This is a genomic window from Dyadobacter chenwenxiniae (assembly GCF_022869785.1).
GTDB lineage: Bacteria > Bacteroidota > Bacteroidia > Cytophagales > Spirosomataceae > Dyadobacter > Dyadobacter chenwenxiniae.
Genome location: NZ_CP094997.1, coordinates 4,520,251 through 4,543,748, shown reverse-complemented (window position 1 = coordinate 4,543,748; position 23,498 = coordinate 4,520,251). Strand labels below are relative to the sequence as shown.

Below are 23,498 nucleotides of genomic sequence, written 5' to 3'. Positions count from 1 at the left end.
TATCCCGAATCACTTGCAACAAAGTTGCACAATTATTTTCAGGTAAGTGACGACATCCTTTTCCGTATTGATCAAATAGCCTTTGAAAATGTTCTGGTTAGAACTTAACTTTGACGGGAAAGGTTTTATAAAAAGCATACCGGAATTTATTTCAGAACCCGGAAAAAAAATCAAACTATTGGAAACAATGGATCAGTTAAGAGAAACATTGAAAGGGCATCATTTGAGGACGACCACATGCCGTGAAGATGTGCTTTCGACATTTATAAATAAAAAAAATGCATTATCTCACGGTGACCTGGAAGGCGCGCTGGGCGAAAATTACGACCGGGTAACCATTTACCGCACATTAAAAACCTTTCTTGAAAAAGGCATTATCCACAAAGTGCTGGATGATGAGGGCTTACGTTATGCATTATGCTCGCACAATTGTTCAGAAGAAAAGCATCACCACGACCATATCCACTTTAAATGCAGTGAATGTGGAGAAACCAATTGTCTTGAGAATCTGCACATTCCTGCTGTTCAATTGCCTAATGGTTACCAGCCCGAAAAATTCAATCTACTGATCCAGGGCGTTTGTCCCAAGTGCGGTTAATTTTACTGCACTTTCAGAATGAAATCCAGATTTACGTCATCACTGCCAGGACTTGGCGTGCCGTTTTTTGTACCAGGCTGATGGCGCAGCCGAACTTTCAATGTTCCTGTTCCCGCCACCGTAGTCACGGCTTTCCCGGTTAATCCGATCACGTAATTATTCGCATCTTTATCACCATACGTGTAAGTCAGCAAAGTGGATGGAGCAGGGGTGTACACAAATAAATGTTCATCCGATTCTTCCGCAACTTCGTCTGTAATATTGCTTGCCGGTGTTTTGCTTTCGTCCAACAGCTCGATGGCCAATGTGTACGTTTTGTTGGGTTTTAATGCAATGGTATCAAACCTTGCAGGCGCATTTCCACCATCTCCGTCCGCATCTTTGTAAGAAAATGAAGTCGTGTTATTTGTTCCCTCCTCAGTAAATTTCAACGTTACCGAGGTAATCAGTTCGTTTTCGTCATCGATCTGAACATCGTCACCGGCGTCTTTACATTGCGTGAAAGACACTGCCGCAGCCAAAAGTAATGTCCAGGAAATCTTGCGGGTCATTTTCATATTCAGGTGTATTTATGTAATTGAGTAAAAATTCATTTTAAGCACCAAACTTCCATTTAAGGCGCAAGGAAACGTTGCGACCCATATCATCGGCGTAATAACGGAACCGGTTCAAGTAGTCGCGGTAGGAAACATTGAAAAGATTTTGCACGGAAATGCCTATTTCCAGCTGCTGTTTTTCGGAGAGATCGAATGTTGTTCCCGTTTGCACATTCCATAACGAATAGGCACTGGGAGGAGCCAGAAAATCACTCGCTGGCGGCACGCGCTTTTGCTGCGCTACAAACAGATTTCCGATAGAAAAATAAGCCTTATGCCACTTTGCATCCTCTGGTAATTCGTATTTGATCTGATTGTCGATCCGGTTGGAAGGGATCATGACCAGATAATTATCATTCCTGGTGTCATACACGCGGAGATAACTCAGCTTGCTGGTTACAGTCGTGTATCTGGCAAATTCCCAGCTTGCCGAAAGATCAATTCCTTTGAATGTTGCATCCGTCTGGGTGTATTTGAAATACGGAAATGCTCCCCTGACGGTCAGGATGGGTTCGGGTTGTGGTTTTAAATAAATAAAATCTGAAATAATATTATAGTAACCGCCCAGCTCAGCTGTAAACTTCGGGCTGGCATATTTCAGGCTGGCAATGGTATTCAGCGCCTTTTCGGGCTGTAATGTTGCGTCACCTTTTTCAAAAGCAGCCGCGCCGTGATGCACGCCATCGCTGAATAATTCGCTCACATTAGGCGCGCGCCAGGCCGTTCCGAAATTGAGTCTTGCTGAAAATTTTTCTGAGAAATTTCTGGTCGCACCCAATGTTCCTGAAAAGTTGGAAAATTTGAAGTCCTGAGACACTTTTTCCCGGTTCACAATCCTGAACGAGGTCAATGTCCGATAGTCGTAGCGCATGCCTGCTTCCAGCTCCCAGCCACTTTTGACATAACGCTCCATCCAGAAAAGCCCCATGTTAAACTGGTTGAAGTTCGGGATCAGCGGCCGTCCGTCCATCAAATTATATTGGTACAAAGTGCTGATCCCAAGCTGTCCTGCCAGTTTTCCGGCGATCGGCTTATGGTCCCAAATCACATCATTGGTCAATGTAGTGAGCTTAAAAGTCAGTTCGGGATGATTCAGGGCCGCTATGGAATCGTTTCTGGGCCGATGTAAGTCAAATTCGTTCCGGTCATTCAATTGCCGCGCAATAGTCCATTGAAAGCGGTTGCCATTTTGGAAATGATAATGTGTTTCTGCTTTAATAAGCTCGTGGCTTACGTTTTGGTTAGGGCGGGCAATGTTGTAGCTAAAACCGGATTTAACGAAAGGCTCACCATTCTCGATCACGCTCAGCAGATCAGTCACACTGCCGATGTGTGAACCCGAAAATATGCCGATTTTAGTATCAAAACGGCTATAAAAAACATCGATTCCCAATCCTTTATTCCGATAACCCGCTGCAAGTGAAAAGTTTTTCTCGCTTATGCCTGTGTTGTCCAGAAAATAGTCAGGCGTCCTGATGTTCCCGCCTCTTTTCATGGTTCCCTGCGCCCTCCATCCAAAACCTTTGAAACCCTTGATGCCGCCCTGCAATGTACCCGACAAAACGCCTTGCCTGCCATTCGTAAAACCAACGGCATTCACCTCGCCACTCAATGACTTATCAAATGGAAGCTCTTCGGGCTCAACAAGAATAACGCCCCCGATGGCATCTGAACCATAACGAACGCCAGCAGCACCTTTCACGACCGACAACCTGGTGGCGATAAAAGGATCAATTTCCGGTGCATGCTCGGAACCCCATTGCTGGCCTTCCTGCCGTACACCATTGTTCATTATGAGAATTCTGTTGCTGTGCAGGCCGTGAATGACCGGTTTTGAGATCGACGAGCCGGTTTGCAGCGAAGTTACCCCCGTGAACCCCTTTAAACTTTCTGCCAGGTTCTGTCCGCGGGTTCTATCCAGATCGCTGCCGCTAATGGTTGAGAGTGGCTGTGAACTTGGCGCATCGGTCCGGTGCGCGGTAATTTCCACATCTTTTAAATGCACTTCCTGTTCCAGCAGGTTAAAGTTTTCCTCGTGGCCAGCCGTCAAGTCCAGCTTTTCTCGAAAAGGATTATAACCAATGATCCTACATTCCAGTGTATAGGCCCCTGGGCAAAGGTTGCGCAATTCATAACGGCCGTATTCATCCGTAAAAACACCGCTATTTTGTCCTACAATCAGTACAGTCGCGCCTATAATGGGTTGTCCGGTATGCTGATCCTTTACAACTCCCTTCACAAAACAAGCGCATTCCGAAGTTTGGGCGTGTGCAGTCAAAGCAGCAATTAAAAGGAGAAAAACGAAAACAATCCGGTTCATTGCCAGCACGATATGGCCTATAATAGTAGTTTAAGTAACATTAACGTGTTACAATGTTGCAAAAATATACTATCTGCAACTGTGTTGCAACTAAAAGCAACAACAATTTTGCGATTTTAACAGTGATTTAATGGCTGAAATGTAAATTTGCAATCACATTTTACGCCTCACTGCTTTGTCCGATCTGCTTCTTGCCAAAATTCTCCTGATGCCTCCGCTTATAGCAGGCGTTACACTGGCTGTCAGAAAATGGGGAGAAGGGCTGGGTGGCTGGATCGGCGGATTTCCCTGGGTGGCCGGGCCAATCTCGTTTTTTATCGCATTGGAACACGGGCCCTTGTTTGCAGCTTCCACGATCACTTCCGCACTGCTGGGTTCGGTCGGCACCATACTTTTTGCATTGGTATATTCTGTCGTTTCTTCCAGGCTTTCATGGTTACCAACCGTTTTGATCAGTTATGTGGTCTTTTTTATCGTTGCCGTTTTGTCTTTGGGCAGCACGATTTCGCTGGTTTCGGCCGTGATATTGAATCTGGTCGTGTTAACGGCCGTTTTATACTTTTTCCCAAAACCAAAAGGGAAAGGGGAAGCGAGGAAGCAGCCAGTGTACGACATTCCGTTACGCATGCTCGTCGCGACGTTTTTTGTGGTGCTACTCACGCAAGCCGCAGATTATCTCGGCCCGACCTGGAGCGGCATATTGACTCCTTTTCCGATTATGACATCAACTTTGGCGGTTTTTACGCATTCTCAGCAAGGGTCTGATGCGGCTGTGCGGATTCTTTACGGATTGCTTCTGGCAGGTTACGGATTTGTCGCTTTTCTGGTCGGCGTGGCGATGCTCGTGCCGCAAATGTCCATTGGCGCAGCTTACGGGATTCTGACCGTGGGAACAATGGTGATCAATGGGATTACAATCAAGCTGATCCGCTAGGAAAGCAAACCAGCTTGGATTGTGCTATCTTAAACTCTTTCCAGCTTTACAGGATATGTTTTCTTGGCGTTCCACTGGCAAACATAAATGTTCTCATCATTATCAACGCACACATCGTGGCAATGCATGAAAATGGGCTTTTCCTGCAACATTAACTGCAATTCGCCATTTTGGTAAACGGGCTTTGTGCCGCCGGGATTCGAGATTACTTTGTTGTTTTTATCGATAATGGTCACAAAACCGGAGTTAGGCGTCTGGTTTAAATAGCGCAACCTGGACCAGCACACACCTGCAAAAAGTGTATCACCCTGAAATACAGGACGACACACAAATGCACCCGGAAGAAACAATGTGCTGATATATTTTCCGTCCAATGTAAATTTCTTGAAAGCATTATGGGCGCGGGAAGTGACCAGCAATGTTGGATTGGCCTTGTCACGATAATCGATTGCGATGCCATGTGCGGTTGAAAACTGCGCGTCCCCGTCGCCCGCACCGCCAAATTTGTCAATAAACTCGCCTTTTTGATTGTATCTCAAAATCCACTGAGACCCATATCCGTCTGCAATGTAGATCGTTCCGTCCGGTCCGATTGCTGTTTCTGTCGGTTTGAACGGATCGGCTTCCTTATAAGCGCCAACCTTGGAAGGGTGCTCAATGGTAAGCAGAATTTTTCCTTTCAGGTCTGTTTTAAAGACTTTACCAATGTTGGGGTCACTGATAAAGAGAAATTCTTCGCCGTTCGCATTCCAGAGCGTCAGGCCGTGTCCGCCAGGAAACTCATGTCCCCAGCTTTCAAGCAATTTTCCAGATCTGTCGTAGATGAGAATGTTATTTTTAACTTCATCACCTACCATAATCAGCCTGCCTTTGCTATCCTGCACCATTTCATGACAGTTGTTGACAGGAAATTTGGCCGCATCCAGGTTCCCCCAACCCTGATGGACTTTATATTTATACGATCCGTGACCGATCAATTCTCCATCCACTTTTGGTTTGGCATGAAGAATATAAAACGGCTTGAATGTTATGGCAGCGGCGGTTAATGCTGTTAGTTTGGCAAAATCTCGGCGGGTAGGTTTTTCAGGCATAACTTATGTTTTTCTATGCAAAAGGCAATTGCAATAATTTCTTACTATTTTGTCTTTTGCATTGAAATTAGCTGGCTGAATAGCGCTTGCCATAACGGTTAAGCCAATCCAGCAGTCGGTTCACATCCTGCATCTTGAACAGCTCACTGCCGGAGTTCATTGTGGCCGCAGTTCCGCAGGCAACGCCCATTCGCGCCGCCTCCCTGACGGATTTCCCCTGGGATAATGTCCATATTATGCCGGCGAGCATGCTATCCCCGGCACCGACCGTGCTTTTCGGCTCCACGGGAGGGGCTGGGATATGTTCAACCTGATCTTCTGTAACGAGCATGGCACCCATTGCGCCCATGGACACAACCACAATTTCGCATTGACCGCGGATAATCAATGCTCGTGCCGCGTCGTCCACTTCATCGAGTTCCAGTTTTTCAACGCCTACCAGCTCGCTTAGTTCGTCAATGTTGGGTTTTAATAAATATATCCCTGCTTCTGTGGCATAGCGAAGCGCGTCTCCGGATGTATCGGCAATGAATTTGGCTCCCTGGTTGTTGGCGATCTGGGCAATTTGTCCATAAAAATCAGCCGGAACGCCAGGTGGTAAGCTCCCGCTGGCAATAATGTACGAAGGTTTCGGATCGAGTTCTTGCAGCGTTTCCAAGATGGAACGCACTTCCGTAGGCATCATTTCCGTTCCCGGCATCCCGAAACGATATTGAAAACCGGTGCTCGTTTCCAGCACGTGAAAGTTTTCCCGCGTCCATTGTTTCGTCTCGATCACCATCGTTTCGACGCCCTCAGCCTTAACTAACTTATGAAGACGCTGGCCGGTAGGGCCGCCTATCGTGAATATTGCGATGGGATTCCCGCCCAGTCTGTGGACGGCTTTGGCCACGTTGATGCCGCCGCCGCCCGCTTCAAAGTTAGGGGCGTCGCAGCGCAGCTTGTTGTCGGGCACAATGCGTGAGACATTTGAACTTTTATCAAGGGCGGGATTAATTGTAAGTGTTACAATGGGGCCGGTTGCCATATATTTTTTGCGTAAGTTAGAAACCAACAAGTCCGAAGGAACTTATTAAACGAATTTACGCGAATAAAAGAAAAAAAGCGATCTGTGGTGCGGTCCCAGCAATTTCTTCACAAATGCCAGTCATTCCGAAACATTAGAATTGGCCATCTGTAATCTCCCAGCCGCCATCTACCGTGAAAATTTGTCCCGTGGTAAACCGTGCATAATCAGACATAAAATACACAGAGGCGCCATCCAGATCGGAAGGCAAGCCGTAACGGCCGCCATCAAGGGGTTGCTTGCTTCTGATAAATTTGTCAGAGGCTTCCGAGCTGTTTTCCACACCGTCAATAATGCCGGGCGTCAGCACATTAACACGAATATTTTTAGATGCATACGAAGCTGCAATGGATTTTGAGAAACCAATCACTGCGGATTTCGCCGTGGCATAGGCGTGATTAGCAAAGTGTACTGACGCAGGAGCATGTGCGAGTACGGAACTCATATTGAGAATGCTGCCGCCTTTGTTCATGCCCATAAATGTGCGGATAGCGGCCTGGTTTGAGAGCATTAGGGAAGTTAAATTCAGGTCGAGTGTCTTGTTCCAGCCTTCGAGCGACAATTCATGCAAAGGACCGTCCCCGAATTTTTCGCCGCTTCCACCTGCGACGTGATATAGTCCATCAAAACTCCCGAACTCGCGGATACAGAGCTGAATGGCATCCAAAGCGGTTTGCGGATGTGTGGCGTCGCCCTGCTTGGCGCGTGCTGTGTTGCCCAGGTGCAGCTCTGCAACCAGGCAATTTTCCGGGTTTCGGCCAACCACAACCACATTTGCCCCATTTCTTACGAACGCCTTAGCAGCAGAAAAGCCCAGCCCCGTTGTTCCTCCGATAATTACAATAGACTTGTTTGCTAACCAATTTTCCATTTTTTGAATCAATTTTAGTGCAAAATAGGACTATTGCCATAAAAAGTGAAACGCTCTGCATTCCTGGAAGAAAAGCAGAGCGTTTTCAATATTGTAACTCGCTTGTTTTAAGCCACTGAACGAAGTAGAGACATTGAAGATTTCTCAAACTTGTCTTTTGCGTAATCCAGCGAAAGCGTGAATTCTTTGACATCTTTTTGAGACGGCAGGTCAAACATCGCATCTGTCATAATCGACTCGCAAATTGCCCGCAGTCCACGAGCGCCGAGTTTATAAGTCATTGCCTGGTCCACGATGAAATCGAGCACTTCTTCTTCAAAATGAAGCGTAATCCCTTCCATGGAGAACAGTTTTGCATATTGTTTTACCAAAGCATTTTTCGGTTCTGTTAAGATCCGGCGCAATGTTTCGCGATCCAATGGATTCAAATGCGTCAAAACCGGCAGACGGCCAATTAGTTCTGGGATCAGACCAAAAGATTTAAGATCCATTGCCGTCACGTAGCGCATCAGATTTCCTTTGTCAAAAATCTCTATAATGCGGTTGTCGCCTGAAAAGCCGATTGGACGTGTATTAATGCGTTTTCCAATGTGTCTTTCAATGCCGTCGAATGCGCCGCCGCAGATGAACAGAATGTTTTCTGTGTTCAAAGTGATCATTTTCTGATCCGGGTGCTTGCGGCCTCCTTGGGGTGGAACATTTACAGATGAACCTTCTAAAAGTTTCAAGAGTGCCTGCTGAACGCCTTCTCCACTCACATCGCGCGTAATGGAAGGATTATCCGATTTACGAGCGATTTTGTCAATTTCATCAATATAAACAATCCCGCGCTCCGCTGCTTCGACATTATAATCAGCAGCTTGCAGCAATCTTGTCAAAATCGTTTCCACATCTTCTCCTACATAACCTGCTTCTGTAACCACGGTTGCATCCGCCACGCAGAAAGGAACTTGCAGAATGCGTGCAATGGATTTGGCAAGATAGGTTTTACCTGTTCCTGTTTCGCCGACCATGATAATGTTCGACTTTTCAATCACAACATCATCGTCCGTAGAAGTCTGGTTAAGGCGCTTATAGTGATTATAAACGGCAACTGCCAGTGAGCGTTTTGCTTCGTCCTGGCCAATCACATATTGTTCAAGAAAATGCTTGATTTCGTGCGGGGGAATGGGTTTAAGCTTTGGTAACTTCGTTTTCTTCTCTTTTTTCTCCTCTTTGGAACCCAACTCCTCTGTTATTACCTGATGTCCCTGCGCAATGCAGTGATTACATATATGTGCATCGATCCCGGAAAGTAATAAATCTACCTCGTTTTTCTTACGTCCGCAGAACGAACAACTAACTTGTGCCATTGATTTCGCTATATTTTAAAAATTTGCCGGTATCTAGCCAACCTGAATATTTCGGAGAGGTTAAATAGCCAGAGCCACTTTAACAAGCAGACTGAACTTAATGTTTCAAAAATCTTACCGTTATTATTACGAGTAAAGACATTGATACAAATTTCCGGTTTTTTAACCGGGATACCAAATCAGCATCGGGCCTATTAATAAGAAGCGCCCGGACAGATAATCTGCCCGGGCGCTGGAATAATCACTTTCGTTCCTTATTTATCTCTTGTCAAAACCTCGTCGATCAGACCGTATTCCTTTGCTTCTAAGGCTTTTAACCACTTGTCGCGGTCGGAGTCGATAGCAATTTGTTCAGGTGTTTGACCCGTGTGGTTTGCCAGGATTTCGTACAATTCGTGACGTAGTTTTACGATTTCACGTGTAGTAATTTCAATGTCAACTGACGTTCCCTGTGCGCCACCAGAAGGTTGGTGAATCATAACGCGGGCATGTGGAAGTGCTGATCTTTTTCCTGCTGCGCCACCTGCCAAAAGCACTGCACCCATAGAAGCTGCAAGACTTGTACAAACCGTCGCAACGTCCGGACGCACATATTGCATCGTGTCATAAATCCCCAAACCTGCATAAACAGAACCGCCCGGGCTGTTGATATACATTAAGATATCTTTTTTAGCATCAGCAGATTCAAGGAACAAAAGCTGTGCAACGATAATGTTCGCAATGTTGTCGTCAACACCGGTTCCCATAAAAATAATGCGGTCGGCCATAAGGCGCGAGAACACATCCACTTCACGGAAGTTCATCGGACGCTCTTCGATCACCGAACGCGTCATATTTTCAACTGTGTGGTTTACGTAGCCGTCAACTGTAAGGCCATTCATCCCAAGGTGGTGAACGGCGTATTTTCTAAATTCATTTCCGTGGTTCATCGATCAACTTAAATTTTAATTGAAGTAATATTAAAGGGCAAATAAGTAAAAGAACAAAAAGCGCTTTGTGTTAGTTTCTGTTAGTAATCCGGCCTCTTTATTCTTTGGATTTCACAAATTTGACTATTTCATTGAATAATCCTTGTCTATTCAAGCGATAAATTATCGAAAATTGCGAGAGTCAGCGAAGAAGGTCTTTATTACATTGCATAACAAATCATAAATGGGCATGAAAAACACGGTGGCTATGAATGTTACATCAAACTTGTCTGAAAAAATTCGCCTGATCCGCTTGCAAAAAGGGCTTTCTCAGGAAAATATGGCTGATATGCTCGGCCTTTCCACAACGGCATACGGCGATCTGGAACGCGGCCGGACTGAGCTTTCCGTTTCGAGAGTCGAAAACATTGCCAAATTGCTGGACGTCCCGCTGCCTGAATTACTTGGCTTCGACGCATTAACTATGTCAGAAACCGAATGGCTTCGTCAGGAAAATACTAGGTTATTGGCAGAAAACCGGCGAATGCAAAACGAGCTTGACCAGTGGAAAATGAAATTCAGGCAATGGTTCGGCGACGGGATCATTCGGCACATTGGTGAAGAGCGCGAACGCATTGGCTTTAAATAAAAACACCGTCCACGCCAAAGGCGTTGGACGGTGAAAAAAAAATATTGCTAAAACTGATTAAGCAGCGACTTCTTCGCCTTTCGCCAGTTTTTCAAATTCGCTTACTTCGATGGTCTGCTCGTCCGTAGAAACCTGGCTGCGGATGATGTCCATTACTTTGTTATCAAAAACCTGATTGAAAACATTGGTATAATTATCACGCTCTTTGTCAGCAAGATAACCTTGTGCAACGCGGTCGATGGTTTCTTTCATGTTGTCGTCATCGCCGTAGATTCCGAACTGTCCTTTTACCATGTTGCGGGTAAATTCAAGGATTTCAGGATATTCAACTTTCACGCTTTCTCTATCCGCCACTTTATTTTTGATCAAGCTCAATTTCAATGATTTTTTGAAATCTTCGAATTGCTCTTCGATCTGTTCGCGGGTAAATTTGCCCTCATTTGTGCGTTCCAGCCAATCTTTCAAGAAGTCGCCTGGAAGTTCGATGTTAATGCTTTCTAGTAGCGCATTTTCGATATCACGACGAAGCAATGCTTCTGTTTCGCGTTCGTAGTTTCCTTTGATAATTTCAAGCAATTTCTCGTTGAACTGCTCTTCGTTTTCAACTTGACCTACGCCCAACACTTTATCAAAAAGATCTTGATTCAATTCCGATGCAGCTGAACGCGTAACGTCCTCAACAACCAATGTGAATTCACCTGAAAGCGTGCCGATGTCTTCTTTTTTCTTTCCAGTTACATGTGCGATAGCAGCTTCGTCTGAAAAAGTGTCGTTGATGTCGAATGTGATCACGTCATCTTTTTTCACACCAATAAACTTAGCCAATGCTTCTGGTTTCAGTTGTTTTGTAGGGATTGCAGTGCGCGTTGTGAATTCAGAAGATTCTTGTTTCAATTCTCCGAAGATCATATCGCCTTCTTCGCTCACTTCCGGGTGAATGTTTTCTGCAAAACGCTCACGCAGGCTTTCAATCGTTTTAGACAATTCCGCATCGTCCACATTGATCGTGTAACGTTTCACCGCTGGAAGCTCAGAAAAGTTAACGTCGAAATCCGTTGCTACTCCAAGGTCGTAGCTAAATTCCAATTCGCTTGGGCTGTCCCAGTTAACTTCCGCCGCTTTGTCGCGATTCGGAACAGGGTCGCCAACAACTTGCAATTTATTTTCTCTGATATAGCTGCTCACCGCAGTGCTCAACAGGTTGTTCACCTCGTCAACCAGAATGCTTTTACCATACATGCGCTGAATCACATGGGATGGCACTTTACCCGGACGGAAGCCTTTCAGGTTCACCTTTTTGGAATAATCCTTGATCGTTTTATCAATTTTTGGCTGATAATCGTCTTTGGTCAACGTGACTTTAAGAGAGGCTAATGTTGGCGAATTTTGTTCTAATACAACTTCCATGTGTCGCTTATGCTATGGTAAATACCTTTTAGATTAAATAGAAAAGAAAAACAAAAATGCCCTCAAAACGAAGTCCTGAGGGCATTTGACGGGTTTAACTTTGGAGCAGCTCATCTTTCTTATCGAGATAGGAATCTTGACGCCCCGTCATTCCCTTGTTATTCGTACGGGCGGAGGGAATCGAACCCCCACGCCTTGCGGCACTAGATCCTAAGTCTAGCACGTCTACCAGTTCCGCCACGCCCGCTCACTTATTTTACCTTTTTCGACGCCTTTTGTCGAATTGGGAGTGCAAAGGTATTCTTATTTTTTAGATAGATCCAAACTTTTTTGAAAATTTTATCTTCGGGTAAAATAAAATTGAAAAATGTCGTCGGAATTTGTTATTTTGGTGAAGCATACCAATAAAAATATAGCAGTGGAGCAACTCGTTGAACCCCTCACCATTGATCTGGAACAGGAGCGGAAGGATATCCTTAAAAAATACCGAAGGTTATTACGAACAGCCAAGCCCTTCTTAAAGGATAATGATGCCAAATTAATAAAAAAGGCCTTTTACACCTCCGTAGACGCACATAAGGACATGCGTCGCCGGTCGGGAGAACCATACATTTACCATCCGCTTGCCGTTGCCCAGATCGTCGTTGAGGAGATCGGATTGGGGACGACGGGCATCGTTGCAGCCTTACTTCACGATGTGGTGGAGGATACGGATATGCGGATTGAAGATATTGAAAGATTGTTTGGCAAAAAAGTCGCCAAGATCATCGATGGACTTACTAAAATTTCCGGGAGGTTCGAATATGGCAGCTCGCAGCAGGCTGAAAACTTCCGGAAAATGCTGCTCACATTGTCTGACGACGTGCGCGTAATTCTCGTAAAGCTCGCAGACAGACTGCATAACATGCGGACGCTCGACAGCATGCCGCGGGATAAGCAGCTGAAAATTGCCTCCGAAACCATCTTCATTTACGCGCCGCTCGCGCATAGGCTGGGACTTTACAGCATCAAATCCGAGCTGGAAGAATTATATCTGAAATACACCGAGCCACAGGAATACCGCGCCGTTGCCCGGAAGCTTAGGGAAACGAAAGGCATTCGTGATCGCTTTATCGCGAAGTTCATGGAGCCGATTGCGCAGGATCTGGAAGCTGCGGGTTTGAATTTTATTTTAAAAGGCCGTCCCAAGTCGATTTATTCGATCTGGAACAAAATGAAGAAGCAGAATAAGCCTTTTGAAGAGATTTATGACCTTTTTGCCATTCGCATTGTCCTTGAATCTTCTGCTGAAAATGATCGGGAAAAAGCGATTTGCTGGCAGGCTTATTCAATCGTTACGGATCACTATAAGCCCAACCCGGATCGCCTGAAAGACTTCCTAAGCACGCCGCGTGCGAATGGTTACCAATCCTTGCACTCGACGGTAATGAGCAAAAGCGGGCAATGGGTGGAAGTGCAGATCCGGACTTCGCGCATGGATGAGATTGCAGAAAAAGGTTATGCTGCGCACTGGAAATACAAGGGCAATGATACCAAAGTTAGGGGCAACATTGAGCAGTGGATCACGCAGGTTAGGGAGACATTAGAAAATGGTTTTGGTGACAAAACGGCCGCTATTGAGTTCCTGGACGAGTTCAGGAGCAATTTATTCAATGAAGAAGTTTTTGTTTTTACACCAAAAGGCGAACTGAAAGTGCTGCAAAGTGGTGCTACGGCGCTGGATTTTGCATTTGATATACACTCGGAAGTGGGCGCACATTGCATGGCTGCAAAAGTGGGAGGGATTTTGGTTCCGATCAGTTATGTCCTGAATAATGGAGACCAGATTGAGATCATTACGTCCAGCAAGCAAAAACCGAATGAGGATTGGCTTCGCATTGTAGTTACTTCCAAAGCCAGGGCGCGGATTAAAGACTTCTTGAAGGAGGACAACCGCCGTTATGAAACGGATGGTCGCCAGATGGTTGAAAAGAAACTAAAAATACTCGGAATCGATCTTACAGCCGAAGTTGTGAACCAGCTCAGAGCATTCTTTGAATGTAAAACGGCGGCGGACTTCTTTTACAGAATTGGAAAAGGATACATTCATCTCGATGAATTAAAGCGTTTTAAGAAAGATAAGGAAATAAAAGAACGCAAGGCAACAGATAATAACCCGACAAACCCTGTACCCGCTTCGGGATCTGGCGATGGCAAGACGTTAACCAAGTTTTTGAAGCACATTCATGGCGACCGGGCGGACAGCGACACGCTGCTGATCGGCGATGATATGGATAAAATCGACTATAAACTTGCTGTTTGCTGCAATCCGATCGCGGGCGATGACGTTTTTGGTTTTGTGACAATTAATGAAGGCATTAAAATTCACAGAACAACTTGCCCGAATGCCGCGGAATTGATGTCCAAACACGGAAACCGCATTATCAAAGCCAAGTGGGAATCAGGCAAGGACGAGGCATTTTTGGCAGGGCTTTACCTTTCCGGAACCGATCGTGTGGGCTTGGTGAATGATGTTACCAGGATCATTTCAAACGAGTTGCACATTAACATGCGCGGCTTGACCATTGATACAAAAGATGGTGTTTTTAATGGTGATATAAAACTTTACGTGCAGGATACCAAGCACTTGGACATTCTAATCGGAAAATTAGAGGAGGTGGAAGGCGTTTATAATGTGCAGCGTTTTGACACCAACCTGATCGGCAAATAGCCGCATTGAACGATTAACATGGTCACGTGTTATAAAATCGGATAGTCTAAACTAAGACTGTGAAAGTGACAATGATTTAAGTTAAAAAGCGTATTTTCGCGCAAGAATTTCAGAGATATGCCACAAGCCAGCAAACCGAATTTTGAAGCCGCAAAGAAAATCTTAACGGCTTACCTGGAAAATAAAGGACTCCGCAAAACGCCTGAGCGCTTTGCGATCCTGGAAGAGATCTACACCAGGGAAGATCATTTTGATGTTGATGAACTTTACATCAGCATGAAAAACAAGCGTTATCGGGTGAGTCGCGCCACTGTTTACAATACATTGGACGTGCTTGTGGATTGTGATTTGGTTACCAAGCATCAATTTGGTAAAAACCTGGCGCAATTTGAAAAATCCTACGGTAACAAGCAGCACGATCACCTGATCTGCACGGATTGCCATAAAGTGATGGAATTTTGCGATCCAAGGATCCAGTCTATCCAGAATATGGTCGGCGAAATGCTGAATTTCAGCGTGATGCACCATTCGCTTATTTTTTACGGCAACTGCACCAAAGAGAACTGCCAGAACCGAAATGAAGTCCGGGAAACTTCCGCGGTTTACGAAGACAGATAATACAACATTGGGCCGGGCAGCATTCGTTTGCCTGGCCAACCTTACACCATATTAGTTTCAGTAATCATAAATTGAATGAAAGTTGACGTATTACTTGGTCTTCAATGGGGAGACGAGGGAAAAGGTAAAATTGTGGACGTCCTTGCGCCACGTTATCAGGTTGTAGCCCGTTTCCAGGGAGGGCCAAATGCAGGTCATACATTGGAATTTGACGGAATTAAGCATGTTTTGCACCAAATTCCATCCGGCATTTTCCGCAGCGATATCCAGAACATTATCGGAAACGGTGTCGTTTTGGACCCAATCGTTTTCAAAAGAGAAATTGAAAACCTCGCCAAATACAACCTTGACCTGATCAGTAATCTGTTTGTTTCCAAAAAAGCATCGATTATCGTTCCAACCCACTCATTGCTGGACGCTGCTTACGAGCGTTCGAAAGGTGATTCCAAGATCGGCTCAACATTGAGAGGAATTGGACCTGCATATCAGGACAAAGTGGCGAGATTAGGCTTGCGCGTAGGAGATGTTCTTTCTCCAAACTTTGCAGCCAAATATAAAAAGCTTGTTGACGCTCATAAAACAATCCTTGATTTCTATGCATTTGATTACTCAGAAGTCCTTCCAAAATCGGAAGAAAACTTCTTCGGTGCCATCGAATTCATGAAGCAGTTTACGTTGGTGGACAGCGAATATGTTGTCAATGAAGCATTAGCAGCATCAAAAACAGTTTTGGCAGAAGGCGCACAAGGCTCGTTGCTGGACATTGATTTCGGTTCATATCCTTTCGTAACAAGCTCCACAACCATGACGGCCGGTGCTTGCACAGGGTTAGGCATTGCGCCAAGCCAGGTAGGAGAGGTTTTCGGGATTTTCAAAGCTTACTGCACACGCGTAGGAAGTGGACCATTCCCAACCGAATTATTGGAAGAAACAGGTGAAAAAATGCGCCAGGAAGGCCGCGAGTTCGGTGCGACAACCGGACGCCCGCGCCGCTGCGGATGGCTTGATTTGCCTGCATTGAAATACGCAATCATGATCAACGGCGTTACGCAGCTGATTATGATGAAAGTGGATGTGTTAACAATCTTTGATAACATTCGCGTCTGCACCAATTATCGTCTTCCAGACGGCACATTAACGGATCATTTGCCATACGATTTGTGTGACGAAACGGTTGAGCCGGTTTATAAGGATTTCAAAGGTTGGCAACAGTCGTTGGATGGAATTCACGATTTTGAGGCTATTCCTGAGGAGTTGCTGGCTTATGTGAAGTTTTTGGAAGAGGAATTGAAGCTGCCGATTACGTTTATCTCCACCGGGCCGGATAGAGAGGCGTTGATTAGTAGGGAGGCTTCGGCGTTGTCGGTTTAAGAAAAGTAGCGAAATGTAACTTACATCGTCAGCCTGAGCGGACCTTTTTTTGTCAGCCTGAGCGGAGTCGAAGGCGCGTTACTTCTGGGTAGCGTACCTTCGACTCCGCTCAGGCTGACAGGCTTCAGGGGCTCAGGATGCCAGGCTTTTACGCCAGCAGATTCAACACATCTTCCCGACTCAGCGATTTAACAAATCCTTCTTCATTCGAAATCAAATCATCCGCAAGCTGCTTTTTGGTTCTTTGCAACGCTAAGATCTTTTCTTCGACGGAGTTTTTCGTAATAAACTTATAAGTGAAAACTGTCCTATCCTGGCCGATGCGATGGGCGCGGTCTACGGCTTGGGCTTCAATGGCGGGATTCCACCATGGATCGAGGATGAAAACGTAGTCTGCCGCAGTGAGATTAAGGCCTAATCCTCCTGCTTTCAATGATATCAGGAAGATTTTAATGTCATCATTGTTTTGAAAAAGCTCTACTTGCTCCTGGCGGTTTTTAGTGGAACCATCCAGGTAGGCATAAGTGATTTCTTTTTCATTCAAAAATTGCCGGAAAAGATCGAGATGCTTAATGTATTGGCTGAAAATTAATATTTTGTGATTTTCGCTAATCGCAGTCTGCATTTTGTAAAGCACATCTTGAAACTTCCCTGAACCATGTAAATATTCGGAATCGACCATTAGCGGGTGATTTGCCAATTGTCTCAGCTTGGTAAGCCCTTGCAGTACAACGAGCTGAGACTTTGAAATGCCTTCTGTGTCAATACTTTGCAGGATCAGGTTGCGGTAATATGCTTTGGCTTCCTCATAAGCTTTTTCCTGCTCCTCCGACATATCGCAATATTGAATGCTTTCCACTTTTTCAGGCAGATCTGTTGCAACCTGCGATTTTAAGCGCCTCAATATGAATGGTTTGATTAAATTGTAAAGCCTTTTTGTTTTTTCTTCATCTCCGCGTTTCTCAATGGGAATTTGAAATTCATCCCTGAAAAAGGACTGGCTGCCCAGCAATCCTGGATTCACAAAGGACATTTGCGACCAGAGATCCAATGTGTTGTTTTCAATCGGCGTTCCAGTTAACACCAGCCTGTATGCTGAATTCAGCTTCCTGACCGCTTTTGTAATAATGGATGCCGGGTTCTTGATAGCTTGGCTTTCGTCCAAAATCACATAATTGAAACGATAGGACTGAATTATATCAATGTCCAAACGGACGATCCCGTACGATGTTAATATCAGATCGTAACTGTCAAATTGAGCTGTGTCTTTTTCACGGTTTGTGCCTGTATAAAGCAGCACTTTCATGTCAGGCGTAAACCTTTTTGCCTCTAACTGCCAGTTATACAGCAATGAAGTGGGCATAATGAGCATGGATGGCTCTATTACACCCGTTTCTTTTTCGGCTTGCAGCAATGCCAGCGTTTGCACGGTTTTTCCCAAACCCATATCATCTGCAAGACATCCGCCGAAACGATATTGTTTTAAAAATTTTAACCAATCATAGCCCGTTTTTTGGTAAGGACGCAATATTCCTTCGAAATGGATAGGCGGCTCAACGGCTTCAATGTGGTTGAAATCCCGCAGATCTTCCAGTTTTCGACTAATGGTGGCAGTTGCAAGATTTTCTTCTTTTAGCTCCTGAACCAATGCCAAATGGTGCATGCGCAGCCGCAAAGGATCATCGTCTCCATCGTGCTCGGTGAAGGAGAAAAACTCGGAATATTTGGTAAACCACCATTCCGGGATCACTGCAATTTCACCATTAGGAAGCAAAAATTCCTTCTTACGGTTAAGGATATAGCTTCTCAGTTGAATAAAAGGAATCTCAAACTCACCAAATTTTACTTTTGCATTGATATCAAACCAATCGCGGCCTTCCTGAATTGAAATGTCAATCGACGAATAGCCCAGGAAGTAACGTTTAGCATCACTTGTATTTTGTCTGACTACAATGTCGTTTTCGGCCAGCAGGTTTGCATTGCCTTGCAGCCAGCCAAATGCCTGCGACTTAGGCATTTGAACCTTGCCATTTCGAATGTTAAGCCCCCATTCTTTCAACAGGGCCACGTTCTGGCTTTCTATTTCAATGCTGCGTTTGACTTTATTAAAAAGATAATCATTGCCCTTCTTTTCCATATGTACGCTCGACGCGTGCGCAAAGCTGTCGTAATGGAAAGAGAAATTGGCGTATTGAAACGACAAATCGAAGGCGACATCATTGTCTTCTTCTTCCTCCATTACATCTACATCCGAATCCTGAAAAAGGGCAGGGGCTTTCTTGTTGGAGCTGTATTCTGAGATGGTCAGGACGGTTTTGGGCGTGGAAGATACGTTTCTAATCTCGAAACCCCTTGCGACGACATCATAGGAAGCAATCAGCGGGGCCACGAACCTGCCGTAATATTGTTCCTCAACCTGTCCGGGAATGGCTATGAATTTTTTTGATAAGAACGGCTTGATCTTTTTTCCGTCCACATGTCCTTCAAAATGCAGTAAATGTCCATCCAGCACAAGCCAGGCCGGCTCTTCGCAAATCAGGAAAGCATTTTTATATTGAAAATCAACTTTTTGAAATTTATGCCGGATTGTGGGAAAGTAATGCGTGTTATCCTCGTTTCTGATGAAATGGAAGCGAATAGTTGCTTTTTCGGGTTCCCAGGTTACCGGTTTCCAAAGCGGATTTCCGTCACTTCCCATGATAAAAATCTCCTTGCCGCTGAGCCTTTCCAGGATCTTCACCTTACAGTTTTCGAGGTAGCCGGCAATCGTCTCCTGGACCTGTTTATCGCCTTTTTGTGCATCATAAACTTTCAGGAAAAAGTCTACTGCATTTAATTTCTTTGGGTTGAACTTCCTGAGAATGACATCCTGCTGAATGTCGTCGATCAGCCCCACCAGTTCGACGTCGCGTTGGTCGATTCCGGTGCGGAACTCCTTGATGTTCTTCGATGAAATGTTCTGGATCAGGAACGTAAAATCTCCCTGATGATTTAACTGAACCACAAAGGATTCAAAAATGTATCCCAAAAATTCGTGATTGAGAATGGAATAAACAATTTTAAACGGCTCTGTGGGAGAAACTTTCATTCTTTTAAAGTTGGCTGGGCGTGAAGTGCTTTTGTAAAGCGCGGCTCCTGGAATTTAAGTGCCTCTTTACATTTTGGAAAACTTCAAATATAGGTGAAAAGCGACCAATAAAAAAGACTTCCAGGCGGAAGTCTTTTTTATATTTATAGAACAAGTTCCTAATTAATTGTCGCATAAATTCATGCAAGAAGTGGGCTTGCACAAAGCTTACAAAACATAAAAATGATCCGGCTGCTGCACCATTACCGGCATTTGCTTATCGCGCATCATTTGTTTCAAATCGCGCTCAATGTTCCGTGAGATGGTTAGCATAGGCGTATCCGTAGGCTTGTTTTCGAAAGGATCCTGCAAATGGATTGCCATTTTTTCGATCAGGAAAAAACATCCTGTGATCACTATCAGCACTGGAACCATGAGGAAACCGAAAAGTTCTACCAGTCCAAACGGGAGCAGCAAAATGAAGAAGTGTAACGCCAGATGAATGTAAAGGCTATACGTTGACGGGAAAACGGTGTTTTTGATCCGTTCACATTTACCCATTGAATCTACCAGTCGCGTGAGTGTTGCGTCCATCTCGATTTGCTGATAAGGATTTACCCAGCCTTGCTTTAATGCATTATTGTAGTCGCGTGCATGCAACTGAATTAGCCCAACGTGCTTGTTATCATAGTCCTGCAATGATTCACTTTCCTCCGCGGATACATATCTCTCGATGGCGGGCATTGGATCTTCCTTTCTAAGACCGTGCGCCAGGGCATAGCACCATGCAATTTGCCTTTTGATAATGCGGTTTTTGAAACCGTCGATCTGATCCGGGTTATAAGGATCATCGATCAGGAACATGACCTGGCGGGCCAGTGTCCTGGAATCATTAACAACGGCGCCCCAGATCTGACGGGCTTCCCACCAGCGGTCGTACGCCTGGTTGGAGCGGAATGCAAGCAGGAGTGAAATGATCGTTCCCAGCACGGTGGGCACGGTCATCGGGATTGAGATCTCTGTAATGTTGAAATTCTTATAGATGATCTCAATCGCAAATCCATAGATGGCAACGAACAAAATTTCGTATTTGATCTTGCCAAAAATGTATTTGATTGGAATGTTTTTTTTCAGAAGCATATTTCTTGTGACTTAGCCGGTTCCTCTATCTTATCTACATTAATCAGTTCTATGCCGGATTTTTTTATCACCGGCAGCGCGTCCAGGCTGCTTTTTGACAATTTTGGGATGCCATTATTTTCGGAGTAAGCAATGAAATCGGCATCGTTGGCTTCCAGGAAGTTTTTGAATGCAGCCAGTTTATTGCCGTAAAAGAATTCCACTTTAATGCTATGGACTTTGTTTCCGTACAAATTTTTGATAACATGGCATTCTTCCCAGAAAGCTTCTGAAACGAAATCGTATTCTTTCTTTCTGTAAGTTGAAAAAAGAAGATCCTGAATGTCGTCAGCCACGTGGAAGAGGTGGGTGAAGACGATCGAGAATTTTTCCTGCGCGTTTCGGGCCAGGATATGCGCAAGCTGCAAGCTCTCAGGGGAAAAATCGGCCGGGATAATAACAGTCTTCATATGTTCTCGCTTTTTGTTGACAAATGCATTAATTAAATTGATAATGCAATGTTACGGCGAGGTTGTTAGCACCAGCTAAAAGCGGTGTTATAATACAATGAGAGAGTTATTAGAACCGGATTAGATTATTAAAATTGAATTAGAGCTTGGTTTTTGTGAAGGGCAGGAATATTTTAAAGCTCGTTCCCATTCCCACCTGGCTATTAACGGCTATCGTGCCATTATGCTTTTTTATAATGTTATTGGCTAGCGGAAGGCCAATCCCGTAACCTTTATAGCGTTCCGTATTGGAAGCCCTGAAAAACGGAACATAAATTTGCGCAATCTCACGATCCGGAATGCCGATTCCTACATCCACTATCTCCACGATGGAATTGTTTTTATCAGCAGAAATTATGATGTTAACAGGCTTATTATCAGAGTATTTGCAGCTGTTAAGCACGATGTTGGACAATGCGGCTGTTAATAATGTCTGATTTCCGTTAATGGTTAGCTTGGCCTCGTCCTCGGGCAGGTGATTAAAATTGATCTCAACCTTATTATCTGGAATAATCTTGTCAACAGCCTCTTTGACAGACAACACAAGCTCGTCCACGCGAATAGACGACCATTGCTCTTTTGTGCCGTCGAAACCAGTCTGAGCAAGCTTTAACATGCTGTTTGCCAGATGTTCCAGTTTTCCGGCTTCCCTGTAAATGGCCTCAAAAGCAACCTTTGCAGCTTCTGGGATTCCTTCTTGTGAAAGGCCAAGCTGCGCTTCGCCGCTGATCACTGTAAGCGGTGTTTTAAACTCGTGAGAGGCATTGCTGACGAAATTGTTTTGTATTTCAAATGTAATTTCAAGACGGTTCAGCATGTCATTGAACGTGTGTGTAAGGTCGTCGATCTCGTCTTTGCTGCCCGCAACTTCCAGACGCTGATGCAGATTATGTGCGCTGATCCCCTTTACATTGCTAACAATGCGCCTGATTGGATTGAAAACTTGTGTGGAAAAGAGTTTTCCAAATGTGAAAACAAAGATCATTGAAATAAAAAAGCCCACAGTAAGCAGTTTTTTCAGGTTCTCTATCTCTTCCAAACCATAAAGGTCCACTGCGGACGACAGGACAATGATCATTTTCCCTCCCTGGCTAATGTTCAGCCCGACATAGGAAGTGTCGTTTTTAAAGAAGCGGGCTGGTTCTTTCCGGACGATATTGTCGTAAAAAGAAGGAGGCATAGGCAATTGTTCTTTCAGTCTTTTTGCCTTATCGACCTCGCCGTTTTTAATAATGTGGTGCTGCTCAAACGGCAAGTCACCCAAGTGTCTTTCCTTGATGTCGTAATATATAGAAGTGGTGGATTTGCTTTCCTGCAATGCCGCATGTCCGATGATGTCCGACCTGACCTCCAACCGGTGGTAAAAGCTATTAGAGACACTTTCTGACCCAAAAGTGTAAATGAATATACTCAGCGCCACAATGATGCCGGACGTGAGCATCGTAAAAATAAGGGCAATTTTAGTTTGGATCTTCATAAGTCTGTCGCATCACGTATCCCATGCCGAAAACGGTGTGTATCAGCTTATTTTTTTGATTCTTATCCACTTTTTTGCGCAGATAATTGATATAAACGTCCACTACATTGGTGCCGAGATTGAAGTTAATGTCCCATACATTTTCCAGGATTTCCATTCTGTTCAGCACTTTATTTCGATTATGGATCAAAAATTCCAGCAAGCGGAATTCTGTGGCGGTGAGGTCAATGGTCTGCCCATTTCTTTGCACGATCTTGGTTTCAGTATTCAAAACAAGGTCTGCAATTTTCAATGTTATGCCGTTATTTTCCTTTTCAACTTCTTTTCCGCGTCTGGTAAGCGTGCGGATCCGGGCTTCAAGCTCGGCCAGTTTGAATGGCTTCGTCATGTAATCGTCCGCGCCCGCATCCAGGCCAGACACAATATTTTCAGTTGTTCCAAGCGCAGTGAGCATGAGGATGGGGGTCGCGAGGCCTTCGCTGCGAATTTTTCGGCAAACCTCCATACCATTGATCACAGGCAGCATCAGATCCAGAATAATCATATCGAACACATGATGCGTAGCCATTTCCAGCCCGGATTTGCCGTCCATTGCTACGGTTATTTCATGTCCGGAAGCGGACAGACTTCTTTGAATGAGGGAGATCACACTGGGTTCGTCTTCGATAAGCAACAGCTTCATGCACACATAGATTGGATAATCGTCGGGATGATAAATGTAGAAAAGTATTGCCTAAATTAAGCATGCCGGAAAAGAAAAGTGGCCCTGGTAAGGTTTCAGAGGCTTTCTAAATTTTGCTACCCAGTTTCCGGTAACCGTGATTACACCCTTTTT

19 protein-coding genes and 1 tRNA gene are annotated in these 23,498 nt (G+C 44.8%); 6 read left to right on the top strand and 14 right to left on the bottom strand.

Annotated elements, in window-relative coordinates:
* Window positions 1–187: 187 nt before the first annotated feature.
* Window positions 188–598 (top strand): Fur family transcriptional regulator, encoded by a 411-nt coding sequence (locus tag MUK70_RS19335; RefSeq protein ID WP_234654661.1) that lies wholly within the window; start codon window positions 188–190, stop codon window positions 596–598.
* Between the two features lie 2 nt (window positions 599–600).
* On the opposite strand, the gene MUK70_RS19330 is transcribed toward MUK70_RS19335, so the two are convergent.
* Window positions 601–1,155, bottom strand: coding sequence for a hypothetical protein (locus MUK70_RS19330; protein ID WP_234654659.1), 555 nt, complete (start codon window positions 1,153–1,155; stop codon window positions 601–603).
* Window positions 1,156–1,192: 37 nt separating this feature from the next.
* The gene (locus MUK70_RS19325) at window positions 1,193–3,514 is read right to left on the bottom strand and encodes a TonB-dependent receptor (RefSeq protein WP_234654657.1); all 2,322 of its coding nucleotides are present in this window, start codon (window positions 3,512–3,514) and stop codon (window positions 1,193–1,195) included.
* A gap of 208 nt (window positions 3,515–3,722) precedes the next feature.
* Here MUK70_RS19325 and MUK70_RS19320 point away from each other — a divergent pair, with 208 nt between their 5' ends.
* Window positions 3,723–4,448 (top strand): hypothetical protein, encoded by a 726-nt coding sequence (locus tag MUK70_RS19320; protein ID WP_234654656.1) that lies wholly within the window; start codon window positions 3,723–3,725, stop codon window positions 4,446–4,448.
* A gap of 29 nt (window positions 4,449–4,477) precedes the next feature.
* Here the strand turns inward: MUK70_RS19320 and MUK70_RS19315 are convergent, their stop codons facing one another.
* The 5 genes from MUK70_RS19315 to MUK70_RS19295 form a co-directional block, all read right to left on the bottom strand.
* The gene (locus MUK70_RS19315) at window positions 4,478–5,539 is read right to left on the bottom strand and encodes a 6-bladed beta-propeller (RefSeq protein ID WP_234654654.1); all 1,062 of its coding nucleotides are present in this window, start codon (window positions 5,537–5,539) and stop codon (window positions 4,478–4,480) included.
* A gap of 67 nt (window positions 5,540–5,606) precedes the next feature.
* Window positions 5,607–6,566, bottom strand: coding sequence for a 1-phosphofructokinase family hexose kinase (locus MUK70_RS19310; RefSeq protein ID WP_234607643.1), 960 nt, complete (start codon window positions 6,564–6,566; stop codon window positions 5,607–5,609).
* Window positions 6,567–6,699: 133 nt separating this feature from the next.
* Complete coding sequence (locus MUK70_RS19305) at window positions 6,700–7,476, bottom strand: SDR family NAD(P)-dependent oxidoreductase (RefSeq protein WP_234607642.1); 777 nt, start codon at window positions 7,474–7,476, stop codon at window positions 6,700–6,702.
* Between the two features lie 107 nt (window positions 7,477–7,583).
* Complete coding sequence (gene clpX, locus MUK70_RS19300; protein WP_234607641.1) at window positions 7,584–8,828, bottom strand: ATP-dependent Clp protease ATP-binding subunit ClpX; 1,245 nt, start codon at window positions 8,826–8,828, stop codon at window positions 7,584–7,586.
* 254 nt (window positions 8,829–9,082) lie between these two features.
* Window positions 9,083–9,757, bottom strand: a complete 675-nt coding sequence (locus MUK70_RS19295) for a ClpP family protease (RefSeq protein WP_082213823.1) — start codon at window positions 9,755–9,757, stop codon at window positions 9,083–9,085.
* Between the two features lie 247 nt (window positions 9,758–10,004).
* Between MUK70_RS19295 and MUK70_RS19290 the strand changes: the two genes are divergently transcribed.
* Window positions 10,005–10,385 carry a helix-turn-helix domain-containing protein gene (locus MUK70_RS19290; RefSeq protein WP_234654652.1) on the top strand — a complete coding sequence of 127 codons (381 nt, stop codon included), beginning with the start codon at window positions 10,005–10,007 and terminating at the stop codon, window positions 10,383–10,385.
* Between the two features lie 57 nt (window positions 10,386–10,442).
* Here the strand turns inward: MUK70_RS19290 and tig are convergent, their stop codons facing one another.
* Together tig and MUK70_RS19280 are read right to left on the bottom strand one after the other, a co-directional pair.
* Complete coding sequence (gene tig, locus MUK70_RS19285) at window positions 10,443–11,792, bottom strand: trigger factor (RefSeq protein WP_234607639.1); 1,350 nt, start codon at window positions 11,790–11,792, stop codon at window positions 10,443–10,445.
* 165 nt (window positions 11,793–11,957) lie between these two features.
* Window positions 11,958–12,039 (bottom strand) — tRNA-Leu (locus MUK70_RS19280).
* Between the two features lie 120 nt (window positions 12,040–12,159).
* Here MUK70_RS19280 and MUK70_RS19275 point away from each other — a divergent pair.
* From MUK70_RS19275 to MUK70_RS19265, 3 genes are all read left to right on the top strand, one after another.
* Complete coding sequence (locus MUK70_RS19275; protein ID WP_234654650.1) at window positions 12,160–14,502, top strand: RelA/SpoT family protein; 2,343 nt, start codon at window positions 12,160–12,162, stop codon at window positions 14,500–14,502.
* Between the two features lie 117 nt (window positions 14,503–14,619).
* Complete coding sequence (locus MUK70_RS19270; RefSeq protein WP_026630576.1) at window positions 14,620–15,120, top strand: Fur family transcriptional regulator; 501 nt, start codon at window positions 14,620–14,622, stop codon at window positions 15,118–15,120.
* Between the two features lie 75 nt (window positions 15,121–15,195).
* Window positions 15,196–16,491 (top strand): adenylosuccinate synthase, encoded by a 1,296-nt coding sequence (locus tag MUK70_RS19265; protein WP_234654648.1) that lies wholly within the window; start codon window positions 15,196–15,198, stop codon window positions 16,489–16,491.
* Window positions 16,492–16,639: 148 nt separating this feature from the next.
* Here the strand turns inward: MUK70_RS19265 and MUK70_RS19260 are convergent, their stop codons facing one another.
* The 5 genes from MUK70_RS19260 to MUK70_RS19240 all read right to left on the bottom strand — a co-directional run bounded on the left by MUK70_RS19260 (window position 16,640) and on the right by MUK70_RS19240 (window position 23,345).
* A complete protein-coding gene (locus MUK70_RS19260) occupies window positions 16,640–19,579 on the bottom strand; it encodes a DEAD/DEAH box helicase (RefSeq protein ID WP_234654646.1) in 2,940 nt (979 codons plus the stop codon).
* A 207-nt stretch (window positions 19,580–19,786) separates the two neighbouring features.
* Window positions 19,787–20,698: a bestrophin family protein gene (locus MUK70_RS19255; protein ID WP_234608665.1), complete on the bottom strand. Its 912-nt coding sequence runs from the start codon at window positions 20,696–20,698 to the stop codon at window positions 19,787–19,789.
* Window positions 20,689–21,147: a hypothetical protein gene (locus MUK70_RS19250; protein WP_234608666.1), complete on the bottom strand. Its 459-nt coding sequence runs from the start codon at window positions 21,145–21,147 to the stop codon at window positions 20,689–20,691. Before MUK70_RS19250 ends, MUK70_RS19255 begins: the two co-directional genes overlap by 10 nt.
* A 139-nt stretch (window positions 21,148–21,286) precedes the next feature.
* Window positions 21,287–22,663 carry a sensor histidine kinase gene (locus MUK70_RS19245; RefSeq protein WP_234608667.1) on the bottom strand — a complete coding sequence of 459 codons (1,377 nt, stop codon included), beginning with the start codon at window positions 22,661–22,663 and terminating at the stop codon, window positions 21,287–21,289.
* Window positions 22,647–23,345: a response regulator transcription factor gene (locus MUK70_RS19240; RefSeq protein WP_234608668.1), complete on the bottom strand. Its 699-nt coding sequence runs from the start codon at window positions 23,343–23,345 to the stop codon at window positions 22,647–22,649. The genes MUK70_RS19245 and MUK70_RS19240 overlap by 17 nt, the downstream gene beginning before the upstream one ends.
* Between the last annotated feature and the right edge of the window lie 153 nt (window positions 23,346–23,498).